This window comes from Blautia sp. 210820-DFI.6.14, from assembly GCF_020558815.1.
Lineage (GTDB): Bacteria > Bacillota > Clostridia > Lachnospirales > Lachnospiraceae > Blautia_A > Blautia_A obeum.
Window position 1 is genome coordinate 78,005 of record NZ_JAJCKS010000007.1, and the last position, 19,145, is coordinate 97,149.

The window sequence follows — 19,145 nt, forward strand, 5'->3', positions numbered from 1 at the left end:
CTTTTATCGTTTATATTTTTTCTTATTCCCACGTATGGTTATGAAGCTGTCCCTGAAGCTGCATATGATCAAAATGATTCTGCCGCAGTGCCTCATAAAGCACGATTGCCACTGAATTACTCAGATTCAGTGAACGGATCTCATTAATCATTGGGATCCGTACGCAGTTATCTTTATGTTCCATCAGGATTTCTTCCGGGATTCCGGCACTTTCCTTGCCAAACATAATATAACAATCTTCCTCGTATTGCACATCTGTATAAGTCTTCAACGCCTTCGTTGTTGCATAATAAATTTTCGCATTTGGATTCTTTTCCAGAAAATCTTCGTAGTCCAGATATGTCGTTACATCCAGATCTTTCCAGTAATCCATACCAGCTCTTTTGAGTGCCTTCTCACTGAGACTGAATCCCAGAGGCTCGATCAGATGTAGTTTCGTATCTGTTGCAACACATGTTCTTCCTATATTTCCTGTATTTGCCGGAATTTCAGGTTCCAGCAGTACAATATTAAGCTTTGCCATCTTTTCTGTCCTTTCCAGGTATAATTTCCGTCAAATGGAGTCTCGGACGTTCCAGATATCTGGTAATTTCTCCACTGTGAAGCAGACGGTCGTTTCCACTGTCTGCATATCCAATCACAGCTGCATGGATTCCATGTGCCTCTAATTCCCGCACCAGTGCATCTCCCTGTGCAGTGCCAATCAGCACAGATCCCTTCGCCTCCAGTTTATACGGATCCACATCCAGCCGTTCACAGACTTCTATCGTCTCCTGCCGGATTGGAATTCTGCGAAGATCTACATCCATACCAACTCCAGAAGCTTCTGCCATTTTCCACAGACCACTTAAAATTCCACCGTTCTCTGTAAAATACAATGCAGAAAACCCAGCTTCTTTCCAAAATACATCTTCTTCTGAAATCATACAATTTTTCAGTGTTTCCACCCCCATACGGAGAAAACTCTCTGAAAAATATGTTCTGAGCTTATCCCACTCCCGGCAGATCAGTTCCAACGTACCTGATATACCTGTCTCTCCTGCCACCACCAGGTCATCTCCCGGATATATTTTTCCTGTAATTTCCGCCTGCAGTGCTTCTAACGCCTGCTGTCCTAGTTTCATACTCTTCCTCCAGTGTTCTAATTTCCAGTTCTCCTTTTATAATAAAATAGAAAGAACACTTGGTACAACCATCGCAAGAACCAGTATCACTGCGATCACCGCTGTAATAATTTTTCTTTTTTTCGGGTCAAACATTCCCATCTTCGTCCTCACCTCTCCTATTTTCAAAAATGCCTCAGCATTTTTATTGCTCGCCACCTGCAGAGGTGTGAGTCATCTCACATCTGATATAATCAACTTTTTCCACTTAGCTATTTATAACTGAACAACCTCTGTATATGCATTATTCGACAATGGATCACGTTTCTCATAATCAAACAAAATCACCGTTCCATTCTCAAACACTTCAATATGTGCTGTTTTGGAAACCTGGTTATTCTTCCGGTAGTTCCATACTGCTGTCTCATACTGTTTCTGATCCGGAGCAAATACAGGGCGCTTCTTAAGTTTTTCTCTCAGGTAAAGATCATACAACATTTTCTGTGCAGCTACTTCTGTCGGAACATCTGTTTCTTCTTGCAGATATTCCAAAAGTATCTCATAACGCCGCATCCTGGAATGCGAGATCTCACTGTAACCTTTTTTCTCATAAAAAGAACCCAGTTTCTCGTAAAAAGTAAAAGCATCCTTTTCAAACGGTACCAAATATTCCAGTGTATGCCAAAACTGACCACTATTATAATACACTTCTACCATACTTTCCACCATTTTTAATTTTAGAACTTCTCCATAGGTAAGCCAGTTCGTGGAAAGCACTTCATATGGTTCTTTTTCTTTATAAACGATCCCGTAGACTTCGGCCTCTTTCTGCATCAGCGAGCCTTTCAGAACTTTCAGGAATCCAAGCTGAAGCTGATCCGGTTTCATCCGGTATACATCATTAAATGATTGATGAAAAGTATCATAATCCTCATACGGAAGCCCTGCAATCAGATCCAGGTGCTGATGGATATTTCGGAAACTGTGAACTCTGTTTACACAATGTTCCAGTTTTTTCAGATCCATATGTCGATGAATAGCCCGAATCGTCTCCGGATTCGTTGACTGCACACCGATTTCCAGCTGAATCAGTCCAGGGCGCATCTGTGACATCAGCTCCATCTCTTCCTCTCGAAGGAGATCTGCGGAAATTTCAAAGTGAAAGTTTGTCACACCATTATCATGTTCCAGAATATATTTCCAGATTGTCATAGCATGTTCATGTTTACAGTTAAAAGTACGGTCCACAAATTTCACCTGTGGAACTCTGTGATCCAGGAAAAACTGCAATTCTTTTTTGACCAGTTCCAAATCCCGGAAACGAAGTTTCTTATCTATGGAAGACAAACAGTAGCTACAGGAAAACGGGCATCCCCTGCTGCTCTCATAATAAATGATTCTGTTCTCAAATTTCTCCAGATGCTCATAAACAAATGGAATTGCACTTAAATCCATCAGTTCCCGCCAGCCGTTATGAATGATCTTATCACCAGTTCTGTATGCAATTCCCGAAATTTCTTCAAGGCTGTCTTTCCCATCTATGTAAAATTCCAGAAGATCATGAAATGTCTTTTCGCCTTCTCCTACCATAACTCCGGTCATCTCCGGCATTTCTGTCAGGAATTTTTCAGCATCGTAAGAGACCTCCGGACCGCCTGCCCAAAAAGCTGTTTTTGGAAGTATCTTAACAAGATCACGAATCAGTTCCCGTACAAAAGAAATATTCCAGATATAGCAGGAGAAGCAGACAACGTCTGCTCCACTGCTGTAAATATCTTTCAGTATCTCATCCTTTGGCTGGTTGATCGTATACTCCCTAAGGATCACATGCTCATCATAATCAGATGAATATGCTTTCAGATCATACACTGCCAGATTTGAATGAATATATTTTGCATTGCATGCTGCAAGTAAGATTTTCATGAATATACTAAACCCTTCCTGCTGTTATTCATCCAGAAGTTTCTTAAGGTCTTCTTTGGATGTCAGTCCAACCAGACGATGTACTTCCTGTCCGCCTTTAAAGATCAAAAGAGTCGGAATGCTCATAACCTTAAACTGCTGTGCAAGCCCCATTTCCTGGTCCACATCGATTTTGCCTACATTATAACCTTCTTCTGCCAGTGCTTCCACGATTGGGCCCTGACGCATGCAAGGTCCGCACCAGGTTGCCCAGAAATCAAGCAGGATTGGTTTTTCTGATTTTAAAACTTCTTCTTCAAAATTTTGTGATGTAATTGTTTTTGCCATACTAATTCTCCTTTTCTGTATATACTATTATTCAGTATTTTTACTTTGATATTTTATTCATTTTGTTATTTTTCAGTCTGCTGCCTTTTTTCTCTGACGAACATATTTACCGGCATTGATTCCCGCCATACTTCCCTCATAGACTGCCTTGGATACCTGCAGGAGTCCGCCTGTACAGTCCCCCGCCGCAAACAGACCCGGAATCGTTGTCTCCATCTCAGAATTGACTCTGACATTTCCTTTATCTGTCAGTTCCGCGCCCATCTGTCGTGCGATCTCAGTACTGCCGGCAGTCCCCAGTGCCACAAACACCCCGTCTGCCGGATAAAATGATTCCCTGTCTTCATTTTCCATTGAAGCAACATCATGTTCCATCCGAATACCCGAAACGGTATCTCCACCCTCGATTGCCTGAATTTTCATTGTGTTCACTGCAATCGGATGTTCTCTTGAAAACTCCGGTTCTCTGCCATTTGTATATATTGTCACTGATGAAGTTACATTTCGCAGTTCTTCCGCCTCATGAAGTGCAAAATCACTGTTTCCAATTACCGCCACATCGCGGTTTCTGTAGAAAAACGCATCACAGATCGCACAGTAACTGACACCTTTGCCTTCAAATTCCCGAATTCCCGGAATATTCGGTGCAGACCGCTTTCCGCCTGTTGCCAGAATCACACTTACTGTATCAAAGTTTCCAGCAGTCGTCTGGACTGTAAATGTATCAAATCCATTAATTCCAAGCACCTGTGCATCAATTATGCGAATGCCCAGAGCCTTTGCCTGTGCAACTCCTCTCTCATAAAGTTCTTCTCCTGAGAGTGGTCGTTCCAGACCATAATAATTTTCAATTTTTTCTGCTTTTGCCAGTGCTCCGATTCCATTGTTGAGCAACAGTGGGGTTAAATTACCTCTGGCAGCATACAGTGCCGCAGATATGCCTGCCGGACCTGCTCCGATAATAATTATATTTTCCATTTTATCACCTGAATTTCCCATTGCTTTATAATATACACCATTCTTTTGAAAATTTCAGCTTTTATTCTTCCATTTTTCTCTTTCTATTATACTGGACTATTGTTATTTTCTCAAGAGAATTTGTCTTATATAACTTTTTTGATACATAGTTTTTGCTGTTTTCTTAATTTTTTTACTGTTTTTTCTGTAATTTTTGTTACAATTATGATATATTTTTACTATGTTATGCTTGATTATAAACAAGGAGTTTAATCATCATGAGAAGTTTTGAATATTACACACCTACAAAGGTGATTTTTGGAAAAGATACACATCTAAAAATTGGTGAATTATTAAAAGATTATAACTGCCACAAAGTACTGATTCATTATGGCAGCGAAAGTGCTGTAAAATCCGGTCTGATTCACGAAATCAGTAAGTGTCTCACTGAAGCAGGAATCGACTTTGTCACTTTGGGCGGAGTTGTCCCAAACCCACGTCTCTCCAAAGTACGAGAAGGTATCTCACTCTGTCAGAAAGAATCTGTGGATTTCATTCTGGCTGTCGGTGGTGGAAGTGTTATTGATTCTGCAAAAGCCATTGGCTATGGTGTTGCCAATCCATGGACCGATGTCTGGAATTTTTTTCTCAAAACAGAGATTCCAAACGCCTGTCTTCCAATCGGCGCTATCCCTACGATTGCCGCTTCCGGAAGCGAAATGAGCGGTTCCTGTGTCATTACAAATGAAGATGGTTGGTTAAAACGTGGAAGCACCCGCAGTGACCTCTGTCGCCCGAAATTCACTCTGATGAACCCGCGACTCACCTATACTCTGCCGGAATATCAGACCGAAAGTGGCTGTGTAGATATTCTTCTGCATACCATGGAACGTTATTTTGTCAACATCGAAACCATGGAGATCACTGACAGTATCAGTGAATCCCTGATGCAGACTGTTATTTACAATGCACGAATCCTGCTGAACGAACCTGGTAACTACAATGCACGAGCAGAGATCATGTGGGCAGGAAGTCTTTCTCATAACGGATTGACCGGCTGTGGAACTGGTGGTGGTGACTGGGCCTGTCATCAGCTTGAACACGAACTTGGCGGACTTTACGATGTTACTCATGGTGCTGGTCTTGCTGCACTCTGGGGAAGCTGGGCACGTTATGTTTATGATGCCAATCCGGAGCGTTTCGCACAATTTGCCACCAACATCTTCGATATTCCATGTTATGCTGATTATGAAAATACAGCACTCGCCGGTATAGAAGCAATGGAAGACTTTTTCCGTTCAATCCATATGCCGACCACCCTTCATGAACTAGGTCTGGATCTGACCGACGAACAGATTCATGAACTGGCTTTCAAATGCAGTTTTGAAGATACACGTACCATTGGCGTTTTCAAACAGTTAAACATGAAAGACATGGAAAAAATTTATGCCATGGCAAGATAAATGATTTTACCTTTACTGATCACCAGACGATTAAAGGCAGGATGTCCTGAATTTTCAGGTTCCTGCCTTTTGTTTATTTTATCAAATATACTTCTGTATCATATGTACCTTTAGCCTCGCCCTCAGCATGCGTTGCAACATAAATATCGATACGATTTTTCTTGATTGCACCACCACAGTCCTCTGCAACATAAACCTGTCCGTTGATCACTACTTTGCTTCCATACGGAATCACAGATGGATCTACTGCAATCGTATGATTGGTAGTTGCCGTTACGCCAGTCGATGTAATTCCATTGGAATATGGTCCGCAACAGATACTGCACGGACAGTAATGTGTAATCTTAAATACGCCTAGATCCTGCAGATTTGCGTCTGAAGATGCCGCAACCGGTGTTCCGATCTGAACTCCGTTTTCTACTGAAACACCTGGGTCCACATCCTCCAGTGCATCTGCAAATACGCCCTCTCCACTGCCTTCATGGAGTGTTCCCGCATCTTTATCCTTATCAATTGTATCTGCTTCTTCTGTCACCGCATCCGGAAGGTCCAGACAGCTTGTTGGAATATAACCTTCTGCCTCTGTTCCATCATCATTCTGATAAGTAATCCGGCTCCATACTCCATTAACTGTTCCCGTCTGTTTCACTTCATCCAGCTGAAGAACTTCCCCTACTTCTTCCCCATCTTTCCTGCTTGGATAATCCAGTACCGTAGCATCACTTTTTACTTCAACATCTTTATCTGCAGGCTGAATCTGATCCGTATCACTGAGCATCTGATTCTGAATGTATCCAATAACTTTGCTTTCATTTACTTCACAGGATACTTTGCTCCATCCATTATCACAGACTGCACTTCTCTCCAATGTATCGCCCAATGCAACGTCCCCCATTTTTTCGCTGGATTCGCCTGGTTTTGAATAGATCCCGGCATTTTTAGCTGCAACATACACGGTATCCTGTATAGCTGCAACATTAACTGAATTGCCGCTTCCATCCTCTGTTGAAAATGCCTGAAAAATTTTATTGTCTTCCTTATCAGCTTCTGTAACTGCCTGATAATCCTGTACTGCACCATACACCAGCGGTACATGACATGTCAAAGCAGTCCCCAGTAAAAATGCACATACCTTTTTTTTCACAGGTTTTCACCTCATCTCTATAACTTTACGTTTCCCCATCTCTTACTCTGGCTTATTTTAGCACATGAAACGCATGATTTCAAATTTACACAGTTTTTTCACGAAATTTTAACAGGCTTTTTATTGTTCGTACTTATAAAAACTTATACCGACTTTTACCCGTAAATACAGCATTTTTGAAATTTAGCAATTTTCCTATGTCTTTATAACTCAACATATTTTAGCATAATTCTGCGTTCAATTATGCTAAAAGTATGCTAAATTATGCTAGAATCAATTTGCCTTTTCCGTAGCCTTCTCAACAGCCTCCCGTACTTCTTGTTCATCGTGTACGTGTGTATAGATGCGGAGCGTCGTTTCTATATCGGCATGTCCCATCAGATACTGCAACACTTTAGGCTGCACACCAGCTCTTGCCATATTTGTACAATATGTATGTCTGCAGACATGTGGATGTGTCAAGTATAGGACAAAAAAAATTTTATTTTTTTCTGCCGAAGACTATCTGACGCTTCCATCAGGTAGTCCCAGCACCTTTATTATCTTCTGGTAAGTCATTCTTGTCCTGCTCAAGTTACCTCTATTCTGAAAAAATATCGTCAAAATTCCATTCGATTTCGATTTCATCCTGACTATGAACACGGATCACCTTGATAATCTCACGCAGCTTCTCTGTATCGAACTTCTGAATTCCCAAGAAATCTTTTAGTTTTATTTTATCAGAAAGTTCATTTTGTTCAAGAAGCTTTTTACTATTCTTCGCATCTTCTATCTTTCGTTTTATTTCATCCAGCTGTCCGCTTATCTTTTCAGCTCTCTGCTTATACGAATCACGATCTATACGACCATCTTTGTAATCATCATAGAGTTTCATCTTTTCCGAGGTCAACTGTCGGCTCTGTTTTTGCAATTCTGCGGTATTGATCTCTTTGTCGTCGCATTGCCTGTTGGAAGATACTTTCTTTTCTTGTTCCAATATTGACGCTGCATACTGATGAACAAGCCCAAGGATATTCTCCTCCAACGGTTCCCGCCGGATCACCAGACTTCGACACACAGGATCTCCATTGGTTCGGGCATCTGAACATTTCAGCAAATGCTCTGTTTCTTTTAGCAGAGAATGCCCGCAGTTAGCACATAGCAACAATGCCGGCTGTTTTTTACGTCTTTCCAGAGTAAAATTGGTACGTGATTCCGCAACACTTCTCTTCTTTTTCGGATGCATTTCATTTGCTTTTTCAAACAATGCCCTGTCTATAATTGCCGTATGATGATTTTCCAGGCGAACCCATTCTGTTTCATCATTCAGAACTGCTTTATGACCGGTATGCATACTGCAACGTGTTTTTCCCCAGATTCTGGTTCCAATATAAATCTCATCCCGGACAATTGCCGCTACTGTCGTAGGGCTCCAGTGTTTCTTTTTGATCGTGTCAAACCTCTGGAACTGCACCTGATCCCCTCTTGATAATTTCTGCTCATCACAAGTGGCAATCGCCTGTCCGTTCAATTCCCTTGTAATATCCGCAAAACTTGTTCCTTCCGCTGCCATCCGAAAAATCATTTTCACGACTTTTGCAGCCTCTGGATCTACTTCCAGCCTTCCATCTTTTCCTTTTTTATAGCCATATCTGGCATTTACCGGAAGGCGTGTACCATTTCTCGTTCTTGTCTGCAATGCTGATGAAATTTTCTTGGACAAATCCAGGCTATACATATTGTATACCAGATTCTGCAATGCTACATTCATTCCACCAGTCATTCCGCTACTTGCTGCACTGTCATAGCTGTCATTAATCGAAATAAATCGAATCTGTAGAAGTGGAAAAATATATTCAATATAAAATCCAACTTCCAAATAGTCTCTTCCAAATCTGGAAAAGTCTTTCACAACTACACAGCCGATTTCTCCGCTTTTCATGTCATCCTGCAGCTGTTGAAATCCCTGCCTTTTAAAATGAGTACCGCTGACACCGTCATCCACATATTCCAGAATATCCGACTCAACTACACCCAGCTCATCAATTACAAATGATTTTAACAGAATTCTCTGAGAAGTTACACTGTCGCTCTCTTTTTTGGCTCTGCCATCTACATTGTCATCTTCTGCAGACAAACGGATGTAAACAGCTGTTTTTCTAAGATCTGTCATCTTGACTGCGCCTCCTTCTCTTTCTTTAGTTTCTGTAAATCTGCAAACTGATCGTCATATACCAGCTTGATCTCATAATCATACTTACCATGGATAATAATTGAATCCACAAAGGCATCTGCCATTTCTTTTGTCAGCTTACGCTTTGACATATAAGTATGTATCACATTTCCCCAGCCTTCTTCAATGTGGTAATCCTGGGAATACCGAACCTGTGCCGCCAATACTGTGTCCAGACGGCTCTTGATATTCTCAATTTCATTGGAATAGATCCGAGAAAACTGTATGTATTCTTCTTCTGTAATCAAACGTTCGGAATAGTCTTCATATAAATCCGATTTACGCTTACTGATACGGCTTAGTTCTCGTCGAAGTTTTCCTACCTCTTTATCCAAAAGCAGGTACTGTGTCTGATTTTTGGAAGCTGCATTCATTTTCTGAATCATTTTTTCTGTATCCAATACGGTTTTCATATGCGTTTGGATCAGGCGAAGAACATCGTCATCCACATATTCTTTTCTGACTCTGTGCCCTTTGCATTGCTTTCCTCCGGATTTATGGTTAGTATTGGCTCCGCAGATATAAAAGAATGTGCCATTTCTTTCTCTGGACAACGTCATGCGGTTGCCACAGCCTCCGCACCATATCTTTCCTGTATAGAAATTATGGTTTCTAATAGCCCCATTGTTCTGCTGATGTTTCTTCTTATAAGCTTCCGTATATTCCTGGATTTTAGATTGTACCTGTTGAAACAACTCTCTATCTATAATCCCTTCATGCGTGTTCTCCACATGCACCCATTCACTCTCTGGTCGATTTCTCTGTTTATTTCCCTGGAAAACACTTTGCTGATATTTTCCAAATACAGAATCACCTGTGCAATGAACATCCTGAAGAACTCGTTTCACTTCATAATTGTTCCAGGGTTTTGACTCCGGAAGCGGCTTCTCACCGGTTTTATAGAATTTTCTCTGTAAAGTCGGCGATAAAACTCCATCTTTATTGAGCTGTCTTGCAATATCACTATAGTTCCTGCCATCCATATACATAGAAAATATACTTTTCAAATGTTCTGCAGCTTCTTCATCAACGATCAGCTGATGATGGTCTTCTTCTGACTTTCTGTAACCATACGGTTCCCAGGCACTTGTAAATTTTCCTTTTTTCCAAAGAGCTTTTTTTGCGCTGCTGCTCTTTTTGGCAAGGTCTTTCGAATAGAACTCATTGATAATATTCTTCAGTGGAACTGTAAGATCCACACCCTCTCTGAAGGAATCGAAATCATCTGTCACAGCCAGGAATCTTACATGAAAAAACGGAAATACTCGTTCAATATAGTTGCTGGTTTCGACATAATTTCTTCCAAGTCTGGACAAATCTTTTACAATAACACAATTGATTTTTCCATGCTTGATATCTTCCATCATCTGTACGAATCCAGGACGGTCAAAATTTGTACCTGAATAGTCTGAGTCCTTATAAACTTCCGCAACCGAAATATCTTCCGTATCTGCTACAAAGTTTTTCATCAATTCCACCTGGGTTTCTATCGTCCCTCTTTCTAATGTTTCTTCTGTTTCCATTGAAATTCTGGCATACAATCCTGCCCGGAATGGTCTTCTCACCTCTGTCTGGACGGTTGCACTGCCGACTACTGTCGGAATGTTTTTCCTACTCTTTCGTGCCATTTTATACAACCTCCTTTACCTTGACCTGCAGATTATTATCATCATCTACTACCGTATCAACTCCCATAGCCGGTAATTGATTCAGCAATGTCTGATAACAATCATCAAAATCAAAAGTGATCTCTATATTCTTTTTATCATATACTCTGATTTTCCTGATCAGTTCTACCACCACTGTGCGGGACAGTTCTTCAATATCCTGATATTTCACAAAATAATCCAGCCAGGTATTGGCATTGTCTGCTTTTTCCAGCTCACTATCCATTTCTTTCTGGATTGCACGGATACTCTCTTCCGCATTTCTAAGCCTCTTTCCATAGGCTGCATGAAGCTCTACATAGTCTTCTTTTGATACAATGCCCTCTTTCATATCCGAATAGAGCATCATCCGTAACTCCTTACAACGTTCTGTCTCCTGTTTTTTCTTCTCCAGCCTGTCCTGCAGCTTCTTCATATTGATCTCCTGAAATGGCACAGTACCAACAAATTCCAGGACTCTTTTCAGGTGCAGGATATTCTGGATATGCTGTTTCAGCATCACCAGTACGGCATCTTCCAGATCCTTTTCCGGTATTCTATGACTAGAACAGCGTTTTGTTTCTTTATTTGCGGAACATAGATAATAAGCATATTTTTTCCCTGCCACAGTAGAAACCTTTCTTGTCATAGGTGCACCACAATCCGCACATACAGCAATTCCGGACAACAGATATACCTGCTTTTGGTAAGGTGAAGTACGTGTATCCATGCCCAGAAGCCTCTGCACAATTTCAAAATCACGGTCACTCACCAGTGGCTCATGATTTTTCTCAATCCGGATCCAGTCATCTTCCGGTTTCACATAAGTCTGCTTCACTTTATGGTTCGGTGTTGTCCTTTTTCCCTGCACAAGATTTCCGATATAAACCTCGTTTTCCAGTATCCTACGGACTGTAACGGAACTCCAAAGTGCCTGTTCTTTCTGCCGGAAGCCAGTTTCATAATGACTGCCGCTGCTGATTTTATATTCAAATGGGGAAAGAATACCCAGTTCATTTAAACGATTAGCGATCGCATCCTGACTCATTCCCCGCAGCTTCATCTTAAAAATATCCTGTACTACACTGCCTGCAGATGGGTCAATCTCTAATTTATGCTTATCTGTCTTTGTCTTCCTGTATCCAAATGCTACAAACGGAGTCACGCACTCACCTTTTTTCCTCTTAATCTCAAGATTACTCCTGATCTTAATAGAAATATCACGACAATAAGCATCGTTGATTAAATTTTTAAATGGGATAATGATTTCGTCTGCCTGATTCTTTCCCTTAAGACTGTCATAATTATCATTGATAGCAATAAAACGCACACCAAGAGCCGGGAATAATCTCTCGATATACTTCCCGGAATCAATATATTCCCTTCCAAATCGTGATAAATCTTTTACCACTACGCAGTCTACAATCCCACGCCGGATATCTTCCAGCATTGCCTGGAATGCAGGGCGCTCAAAATTAGAGCCTGAGTAGCCATCATCAACTCGGACTGAAACAACTTCTATATCTTTTTTGTCTTTCAGGAAATCCAGAATCAAAGCTTTCTGGTTAGAAATGCTGTTACTTTCCAGTTTTGCTGAACTAGAAATATCGCCATCTTCTTTAGATAATCTGACATAGATGGCGGCATGATAGATTTTATTGATATTCTGATACATATCTTACCTCCTTTTATTACGTCAGAAAATCCATGTAATAAAAGGGGGCTGCATAATTTGTCCTTACTGACATTCTAACACAGTCCCCTCAATCTTGCCAGTACTTTTTCAGACACTCAGAAGCATATTCTCAAATGCCTGCTCCATAGATATACCGTTATTGGCAAATCTGACTTTTACTTTCATATTGCCGATCCGGACCAAATATGGATTTCCTACTTTATTCAGAAAAATATCTCTCCGTTCCTGAAGCGATTTATTTCTGTCTGCTTTTATCATCCGTAGATCAGTCATTTCATTGATATCTACATCACTGAAATCCTGCTCCAGATAGTTTCTATATTCCTCTGCCGTCATGCCCTTCTCCTTCCATTCCCATCTGAATCTGTACTGCTTTCAGTACCCGATCCAGGCTCCACTTATTTACTCTTCCGCATTTCTCAATAATACATTTCGTAGAAATGCTCATAACCTGTTCAGCCAGTGCCAGGCTTCCTTTTCGGATTCCCGTCATATCATATTTGCTGATAAATACATGTGTTGGCAAATACCGTTTCTTATAAATTCTTGATGTCAGCGGAACTACCGTTATGACTGAACTGTATGTATTGGCTTTATTATTACTCACTACGATCACCGGTCTTACTCCACCCTGAACAGATGTTGTAGGAAACATACCGAGATCTGCCCATAAAATATCTCCTCTGCGGATTGTCATTTGTCCTCTCTCCAATCTATTATTTTTATTTGTAAAGCATCCATAGCGCTATATTGGCTCCACAGGAATACGGCAGAGTTTCTTTCCCATAGGGAAAGCTCTGCCGCATAACCTCTATAGCCAATTTGATTATTAAACAGTGCTCGCTCGATTCTATTTATCCTCGATACCCCGAATCGTTACTCCCGCATATGCAGGAAGGGAATAATAACCTGCCCAGATGCATACTCCGGACCACACCCCGGAAACTCTCGTTTCCAGGCTCCAGCAGTTCATAGGTTTACCAGTTACAGACTTCTCAGGATCTGCAAGTGTATCGCATCTCATACATATCATCGCATCACCAGCCTGCCAGCTGGCTTCGGTCAGTGCTTTTTCGCAGCATTACAGACTGAACTAAAAATCTTTGTTTTGTCTTATAATCCTATAGCGGCATCTTCCTCGTGCTCTTTGCATGAAATGTCACGTCAGTTATTATTGGATATTCAGTTATCATGGTTCATTTTAGGAAGTCCTTTAACTTCCTCTAATTACTAAAGTCAAATGACTTTGGCAAATGCAAAAGATTTTGAAAAATTTTTTAAAAAAATTTATTCATATACATTTCACGCATCTTATTAAGAGTGGATTTCAGCTTGTATGACAGCATCTGTCTGGAAATCCCCATAATCTCCGCCATCTGTGTCTGTGTCTTGTTTTCAAAGAAAATGCCATAAATAATCATGCGTTCCTCTGAGTTCAGTTGATTGATCACTGTGTGAATATCCTGCTGTTCCATTTTTGTCAGTACACAGTGCTCCACATCACAGTTCAGATCTGGAAAATCCTCAATCATGAAGCCTTCTCCATCAATGGACTGACCGCTGTAAGGTACTTCTCTCAGCATCTTATCCACAACCTCACCCAGTTCATTCTTAATCTCAACTTTTTTTGCCTTGCTGCTTCTGTAAAAATTATTCATCGCATACGCAACTTCTTTTGTAATCTCGATCATTTCTCCATCAATATTTGCGTAATACTTTCCTTCGTAAAAATATGGGTGTTCAATATACATATCCGTTCCTCCTGAATTTGAAATCTTGTTGCTCGTTTCAAATCCAGAAGGCGGACCTCTGTTTAGGATCATGCCTGCTCCGCCTTTATCCTGCCGGGATACGCCCGCAGTTATTGGCTGAGAAATTCAGGCACGAAAAAAAGCCCCAGTAGTTTTTTCTTAACTACTGAGGCTTTCGTCTCTTTCTTGTATTCAGTTATCTATGCCTTCTTTCATCAGCATAATCATTGTATCAGGATAAAGTTCACAAAGTATCCGCAATATATTCCCATAAGTTCATATCATTATTGGAATCGTACATATTTCAGTATAAAAAGTTCATCGTGTTATTCTTCTACTTCTTTTCCATCTATATATAGTTGAAATTTATCAGGATGATTGACTACATCATAGTCCTTTCCGTATTCTACAGGTCTATATTCGGCTGTCATTACCGATTCCCCATCTTCAATATCCTCTTTCCATAAATAGATGTTCATATCAAGGCTCGTCGCATATCCCCTGTCTGTGGAGAATTTTGTCGAATAAAATGAATCATCCTTGTACATCTGCAAAAGTTCTCTTGCAAAAGCTTCTTTATCCCCGATATGTCCCCGGTTAGCAACCACTGTAATATTTTCATCTCGATTTACGGAAAATGTTCCAACTACATCCGGTTCGCCTTCCTTATGACCAGATTCAGATTTCCCATAAATACTTCCTGCAGCAATTATCAAGATCACTGCTCCTGAAAACAATGCAATTATCTTTTTCTTCATATTTTTATTTTCCTTTTAGTTTTTTTACTGCGTAATTGATTACTTCTTCCGGTGTTGGTCTGTCTCCTTTAAGTGTCATTTTCTTCCATTCTTCCTGCACAGCCGGATCGGGATTATCAAATCCTGCATCTATGGCTATCTGCATTTCTCTGCGTACCTCTTCTGGTGTTGTGTTGTACTTTTCTGCAATCTTCTCATAAATAGTTTTCTCTCTCATTCATTTTCCTCCAATATATAAGTAGAATTACACCTTGTTCTATAGAACTAATTTAGCATATTTCTATTATCATGAAAAGACACTTTACAACTTAAAGCTGAATAAAAGGTCAAAAAAAGAAGAGCTACTCGCTCTTCCCAGTTTGTCATATCACTCTTCCAATAATGTGTGAATTACTTTGATCATTTTTTTCTGCTCTTTGATCGGAAGTTTTTCAATTTTTTCTGTCAGCTCATTGGTAACACCTGTAACTGAATGTGCCACAACATCAATCAAAAGAGTATCTGCTGAAACATCTAATGCATTTGCAATTGTAACAAAGGTATCCAATTTTGTAACTTTCAAGCCTCTCTCTATTACACTCACATGCGTTGGACTTAAATTTACTAATGCAGCCAGTTCCTCTTGCGTGAGATTTTTTGCTTCTCGTGCTGATTTGATTCGCTGTCCTACTGCTTTCAAATCCATCGTAACACCTCCTCCAGAACGAATAATCGTTCTGAATTTAGTATACTTGTGGATATCTTAAATATACAGAATCGCAAAGCCAAGTTCTAATTCTACAGAACTATATTCAAAGTTTTTCTTTGCATTTTCGTAAAAAAGCGTTATGATTGAATCAGTTAAATCAAAGGAGGTATCAAATCATGAAATCACATAAATACTGGTCCTTAGGCGCACTTTTCTGTATGTTGGGATGCATTTATTCTGGAATCAAAAAATCTATGACTGCACATAAATACTTTGCCTATTCTTCATTGCTTTGTATGGGCATGTCCATTTATTCCGGTCACAAACTGGTTTCTCCAAAGAAGAAAAAAATCACTGAATCAAATAATAGTGAGAATAGTTAAATAAAAAATTGACCTTTATTCATCAAAGACAAAGTTGCTGGAGAATATTTTTTCTCTCCAGCAACTTTCTTTATCTTTAAGCCATTGAGATACAATACTGTCCAATCAGCTTCATCCAACTATTATATTTATTCTTTTCGCACACCTTTCGGCAAATTTCATTCTCCATCAATACACAGAACATCTTATCATAATCAAATGCCCAAACAGCACCATTCACATGGTTTTCCACTGCTTTCTGATCTATGCTTTTCAAGCGTGTGACCATTTTTTCAATTTCTCCATTTCCCAAGTTACCGATATTTTTGCAGATAAACCGAAAGAAATTCAACGTTGCATATTCATCATGCCAATGGAAATCTTCTGGATTGTTTTTAATTTTACTGGCTCTCAGCTGTTCTTTGATTATCTGAGCAGCTACACCTTTCATCGAATCTTCGTATCTCATATTATTCACCTACTCTTCCTCAACGCCCAGTGACGGTTTAAATCTTTTATCCTTTGCCTGCGGTACCACGATCTCATAAAAATAAAATCCTAAATATCCAAGTGCCTGCTTCTTCATTTTATAAAAAGAAGTCCTGCCTATTCCTAACTCCTGCTGTACTTCCACATCTGTCTTATTATAATGACTGCAAAAACAGGAGTGAAGGATTTCACTGAGCATCACACCATTCGGTGCATAGAACTTCACCAAAGTCATTCCCCGATAGATCATGTCCGACAATCCATAAATAATCATCAGATTATTCATCTCCCGGTGCATCTTTGGCACATTCAGCTGGTTGTTATAAATGCTCAGATAACTCAATGCATATGCCATATCTTCATTGATTTTCTCCTGGCATTCCATATCCAGTTCTTCTAACACAATCTGATTTTCCAAAATCAATTTCTGATAGCTTGTCATCAATTCTTTAATATCAGTATAATGTCTTTCGATTGTAACTTCCAGATAATCCTGTGCATGACTTGCCATCTGGAAGGTAATTTCTTTCATTGATTTAATTGCATAATCTCTGTCTGTCATCAGTTTCAAAATCTCCTTATCATCATCACACTAACTGGCGGTCTTTCAGACCAGTTCGCTTTCCCCATGATTTTGATGGGAAGCAATTACTTACTACAACTTGCAGAAGCGGATATCCAAAAGGCATTGTGGGAGCTGCCTTTGCTGACCGGAATCCATCTTCTTATGTAAAACCTACAGGAATATAAAGGGAAAGTGACTATCCCTGCCGGTTAATAATCCAAATAATATCGTCTATACCAATCTCTCCTTATGCTGTTTTTCTCTCCATAAACCATTTATCCACTTCGTAAAACAAGTGGCTTTCCTGCCCCTGTATCATACAGGTGTACATCATTCCTACACCGCCTGCCTTTCTGCTGGCGCATCGCTCGATTTTCAAAATTCTGTCAATACTATATTTTCTTCCATCCTCCCATGTAAAAAATATGGGAACCAGCTGTCCGTCTTTCCGAAACTCTGCTACTACATCTACATATACTTTGTTCATGCCGACACCTCACTATAAAATCTCAATTGCTCTTGGCGATGCCGGGATTCTGCGGATATATCCATTTAACTCCAACTGCTTGATTCTGGAAAATGCTGATGATGTTGATTTCACCCCGATCAATTTTCCAAATTCCCGTATTGTCGGTGGATATCCATGTTCATTGGTATATCGTAAAATACACTGATAACTTTCTTCCTGTTTTCTGGTTAATGCTTTTTTCAAATCTATCCCTCCAATTACCCATGGAAATAACTATGTGGATGGATCGTGTGCGTACCAGCGTCTAAGTGGGATAAGACTTTATCCTGATACATTGCCGCTCGCTGTATACTGAAATAACCAAACCGTCGTCTGATCTCATCTACAGTACGATCCAGCTTCTCTAACTTTTCCTTTTTCTCCTGATTTCCAAATAAATCCAACTGCACGGGAATATCATCTAACACAAGATCCGCAGCTCGGATCCCCAGGCTTCTAATGGGATGTTCCCATTTGTAATTATCTTTAAATAGCTGAAATGCTGCAGTTACAATCTCGTTTGTAATATTCGTTGGCTGTCGTAAATGTATCTGTCTGGAAAAACTATACAATCGATTATCTCGAACTGTAATTTCTACTGTTTTGCATTTAAATCCATGTTTCCGCAATCGTGCAGCTACACTTTCTGCCAATGCTATTTGAATGATCCAGACATCCAGATCATTTTCCAGATCTCTCGGTGTTGTAGTGCTATTACCTATCGACTTTACTGGTGCTTCATATCCTTCCTTGCAAACCGGATCTTCATCCCAGCCATTTGCGAAAGCCCATAATACATTTCCTATTTTTCCAAAATGACTCTCTAACAACTTTTCGTCTGATTCCGCAAGTTGCCCGATTGTCCGGATTCCAAGTTTTTGCAATTTCTTATTTGTCTGTCTTCCGACATAAAGCAAATCTGACGCTGGAAGCTGCCATATCCTGTCTTTATAATTTTCTCGATTAAACTCTGTGATTGCATCCGGCTTTTTATAATCTGAACCAAGTTTCGCATAAATCTTATTCCAGGAAATTCCAATACTTACCGTTACACCCAGTTCGTATTTAATCCGATGGCTGATTTCTCTTGCAATCGTCATTCCGCTTCCTTTCAGATTTCTGCTGTCCGATACATCCAGCCAGGCTTCATCAATTCCATATGGCTCGATCTTGTCCGTATACTCCGAATAGATTTCTCTTGCCATCTTTGAAAATCTCAAATACAAATCCATCCGTGGTGGTACAAATATGATTTCCGGACAAATCTGTTTTGCCTGCCATAATGCCATTCCGGTCTTTACACCTTTTTGCTTTGCAATATAATTTGCTGTCAGCACAATCCCATGCCGGGCTTCCGGATCGCCACCTACTGCCAGAGGCATTCCTGCAAATTCCGGATGATGTAGCATTTCTACACTGGCATAAAAACAGTTCATATCACTATGCAGGATCACACGCTCACTCAAACTTTTCACCTCCTAGCTGTTTCCTTCAATATGATGTCTTATCAATTTCTGTATGTTTAGTATATATCGACATTCCGGAGATAGTCA

General features: G+C 40.1%; 23 protein-coding genes and 1 pseudogene. 2 read left to right on the forward strand and 22 right to left on the reverse strand.

Annotated features, from left to right (window positions below):
* Positions 1-22 precede the first annotated feature (22 nt).
* From trmL to LI112_RS07765, 5 genes are all read right to left on the reverse strand, one after another.
* Positions 23-523, reverse strand: a complete 501-nt coding sequence (gene trmL / locus LI112_RS07745) for a tRNA (uridine(34)/cytosine(34)/5-carboxymethylaminomethyluridine(34)-2'-O)-methyltransferase TrmL (RefSeq protein ID WP_005427313.1) — start codon at positions 521-523, stop codon at positions 23-25.
* Positions 510-1,124, reverse strand: a complete 615-nt coding sequence (locus LI112_RS07750; protein ID WP_173900050.1) for an AIR synthase-related protein — start codon at positions 1,122-1,124, stop codon at positions 510-512. Before LI112_RS07750 ends, trmL begins: the two co-directional genes overlap by 14 nt.
* Positions 1,125-1,379: 255 nt before the next feature.
* Entirely contained in the window at positions 1,380-3,026 is a 1,647-nt protein-coding gene (locus LI112_RS07755; RefSeq protein ID WP_055056660.1) for a B12-binding domain-containing radical SAM protein, read from the reverse strand.
* A 24-nt stretch (positions 3,027-3,050) separates the two neighbouring features.
* Entirely contained in the window at positions 3,051-3,353 is a 303-nt protein-coding gene (gene trxA / locus LI112_RS07760; RefSeq protein ID WP_005427296.1) for a thioredoxin, read from the reverse strand.
* Between the two features lie 72 nt (positions 3,354-3,425).
* Entirely contained in the window at positions 3,426-4,331 is a 906-nt protein-coding gene (locus LI112_RS07765) for an NAD(P)/FAD-dependent oxidoreductase (protein WP_022388935.1), read from the reverse strand.
* Between the two features lie 257 nt (positions 4,332-4,588).
* On the opposite strand from LI112_RS07765, the gene LI112_RS07770 reads away from it, so the two are divergent.
* Positions 4,589-5,773: an iron-containing alcohol dehydrogenase gene (locus tag LI112_RS07770; protein WP_227190488.1), complete on the forward strand. Its 1,185-nt coding sequence runs from the start codon at positions 4,589-4,591 to the stop codon at positions 5,771-5,773.
* A 73-nt stretch (positions 5,774-5,846) separates the two neighbouring features.
* Here the strand turns inward: LI112_RS07770 and LI112_RS07775 are convergent, their stop codons facing one another.
* The 12 genes and pseudogenes from LI112_RS07775 to LI112_RS07830 form a co-directional block, all read right to left on the reverse strand.
* Positions 5,847-6,917, reverse strand: a complete 1,071-nt coding sequence (locus LI112_RS07775) for a 3D domain-containing protein (RefSeq protein WP_227190489.1) — start codon at positions 6,915-6,917, stop codon at positions 5,847-5,849.
* A 273-nt stretch (positions 6,918-7,190) separates the two neighbouring features.
* A pseudogene (locus LI112_RS07780) lies at positions 7,191-7,370 on the reverse strand (tyrosine-type recombinase/integrase); the annotation flags it as partial.
* A 127-nt stretch (positions 7,371-7,497) separates the two neighbouring features.
* On the reverse strand, positions 7,498-9,069 hold the full coding sequence (locus LI112_RS07785) for a recombinase family protein (RefSeq protein ID WP_227190490.1): 1,572 nt from the start codon (positions 9,067-9,069) through the stop codon (positions 7,498-7,500).
* On the reverse strand, positions 9,066-10,757 hold the full coding sequence (locus tag LI112_RS07790) for a recombinase family protein (RefSeq protein WP_026648814.1): 1,692 nt from the start codon (positions 10,755-10,757) through the stop codon (positions 9,066-9,068). The genes LI112_RS07785 and LI112_RS07790 overlap by 4 nt, the downstream gene beginning before the upstream one ends.
* Before the next feature lies 1 nt (position 10,758).
* The gene (locus LI112_RS07795) at positions 10,759-12,450 is read right to left on the reverse strand and encodes a recombinase family protein (RefSeq protein WP_015568865.1); all 1,692 of its coding nucleotides are present in this window, start codon (positions 12,448-12,450) and stop codon (positions 10,759-10,761) included.
* Between the two features lie 108 nt (positions 12,451-12,558).
* Positions 12,559-12,807, reverse strand: a complete 249-nt coding sequence (locus LI112_RS07800) for a DUF6870 family protein (RefSeq protein ID WP_015568866.1) — start codon at positions 12,805-12,807, stop codon at positions 12,559-12,561.
* Positions 12,788-13,168 carry a type II toxin-antitoxin system PemK/MazF family toxin gene (locus LI112_RS07805; RefSeq protein ID WP_015568867.1) on the reverse strand — a complete coding sequence of 127 codons (381 nt, stop codon included), beginning with the start codon at positions 13,166-13,168 and terminating at the stop codon, positions 12,788-12,790. The genes LI112_RS07800 and LI112_RS07805 overlap by 20 nt, the downstream gene beginning before the upstream one ends.
* A gap of 153 nt (positions 13,169-13,321) precedes the next feature.
* Positions 13,322-13,495 carry a hypothetical protein gene (locus LI112_RS07810; RefSeq protein ID WP_227190491.1) on the reverse strand — a complete coding sequence of 58 codons (174 nt, stop codon included), beginning with the start codon at positions 13,493-13,495 and terminating at the stop codon, positions 13,322-13,324.
* A 253-nt stretch (positions 13,496-13,748) separates the two neighbouring features.
* Positions 13,749-14,222 (reverse strand): sigma factor-like helix-turn-helix DNA-binding protein, encoded by a 474-nt coding sequence (locus tag LI112_RS07815; RefSeq protein ID WP_172677211.1) that lies wholly within the window; start codon positions 14,220-14,222, stop codon positions 13,749-13,751.
* Between the two features lie 326 nt (positions 14,223-14,548).
* Positions 14,549-14,980, reverse strand: coding sequence for a hypothetical protein (locus LI112_RS07820; protein WP_227190492.1), 432 nt, complete (start codon positions 14,978-14,980; stop codon positions 14,549-14,551).
* 4 nt (positions 14,981-14,984) lie between these two features.
* Complete coding sequence (locus tag LI112_RS07825; RefSeq protein ID WP_029732086.1) at positions 14,985-15,197, reverse strand: sporulation initiation factor Spo0A C-terminal domain-containing protein; 213 nt, start codon at positions 15,195-15,197, stop codon at positions 14,985-14,987.
* A 150-nt stretch (positions 15,198-15,347) separates the two neighbouring features.
* On the reverse strand, positions 15,348-15,665 hold the full coding sequence (locus LI112_RS07830; protein WP_055282712.1) for a helix-turn-helix domain-containing protein: 318 nt from the start codon (positions 15,663-15,665) through the stop codon (positions 15,348-15,350).
* A 179-nt stretch (positions 15,666-15,844) separates the two neighbouring features.
* Here LI112_RS07830 and LI112_RS07835 point away from each other — a divergent pair, with 179 nt between their 5' ends.
* Positions 15,845-16,051, forward strand: coding sequence for a DUF6219 family protein (locus LI112_RS07835; protein WP_008688150.1), 207 nt, complete (start codon positions 15,845-15,847; stop codon positions 16,049-16,051).
* A gap of 76 nt (positions 16,052-16,127) precedes the next feature.
* On the opposite strand, the gene LI112_RS07840 is transcribed toward LI112_RS07835, so the two are convergent.
* From LI112_RS07840 to dinB, 5 genes are all read right to left on the reverse strand, one after another.
* Complete coding sequence (locus LI112_RS07840) at positions 16,128-16,499, reverse strand: hypothetical protein (protein WP_054356898.1); 372 nt, start codon at positions 16,497-16,499, stop codon at positions 16,128-16,130.
* A gap of 9 nt (positions 16,500-16,508) precedes the next feature.
* Entirely contained in the window at positions 16,509-17,081 is a 573-nt protein-coding gene (locus LI112_RS07845; RefSeq protein WP_008688147.1) for a hypothetical protein, read from the reverse strand.
* 250 nt (positions 17,082-17,331) lie between these two features.
* Positions 17,332-17,571: a hypothetical protein gene (locus LI112_RS07850; RefSeq protein ID WP_005344271.1), complete on the reverse strand. Its 240-nt coding sequence runs from the start codon at positions 17,569-17,571 to the stop codon at positions 17,332-17,334.
* A gap of 12 nt (positions 17,572-17,583) precedes the next feature.
* Positions 17,584-17,796 carry a DNA-binding protein gene (locus tag LI112_RS07855; RefSeq protein WP_024720752.1) on the reverse strand — a complete coding sequence of 71 codons (213 nt, stop codon included), beginning with the start codon at positions 17,794-17,796 and terminating at the stop codon, positions 17,584-17,586.
* Between the two features lie 14 nt (positions 17,797-17,810).
* Positions 17,811-19,058, reverse strand: a complete 1,248-nt coding sequence (dinB, locus tag LI112_RS07860) for a DNA polymerase IV (RefSeq protein WP_024728258.1) — start codon at positions 19,056-19,058, stop codon at positions 17,811-17,813.
* Between the last annotated feature and the right edge of the window lie 87 nt (positions 19,059-19,145).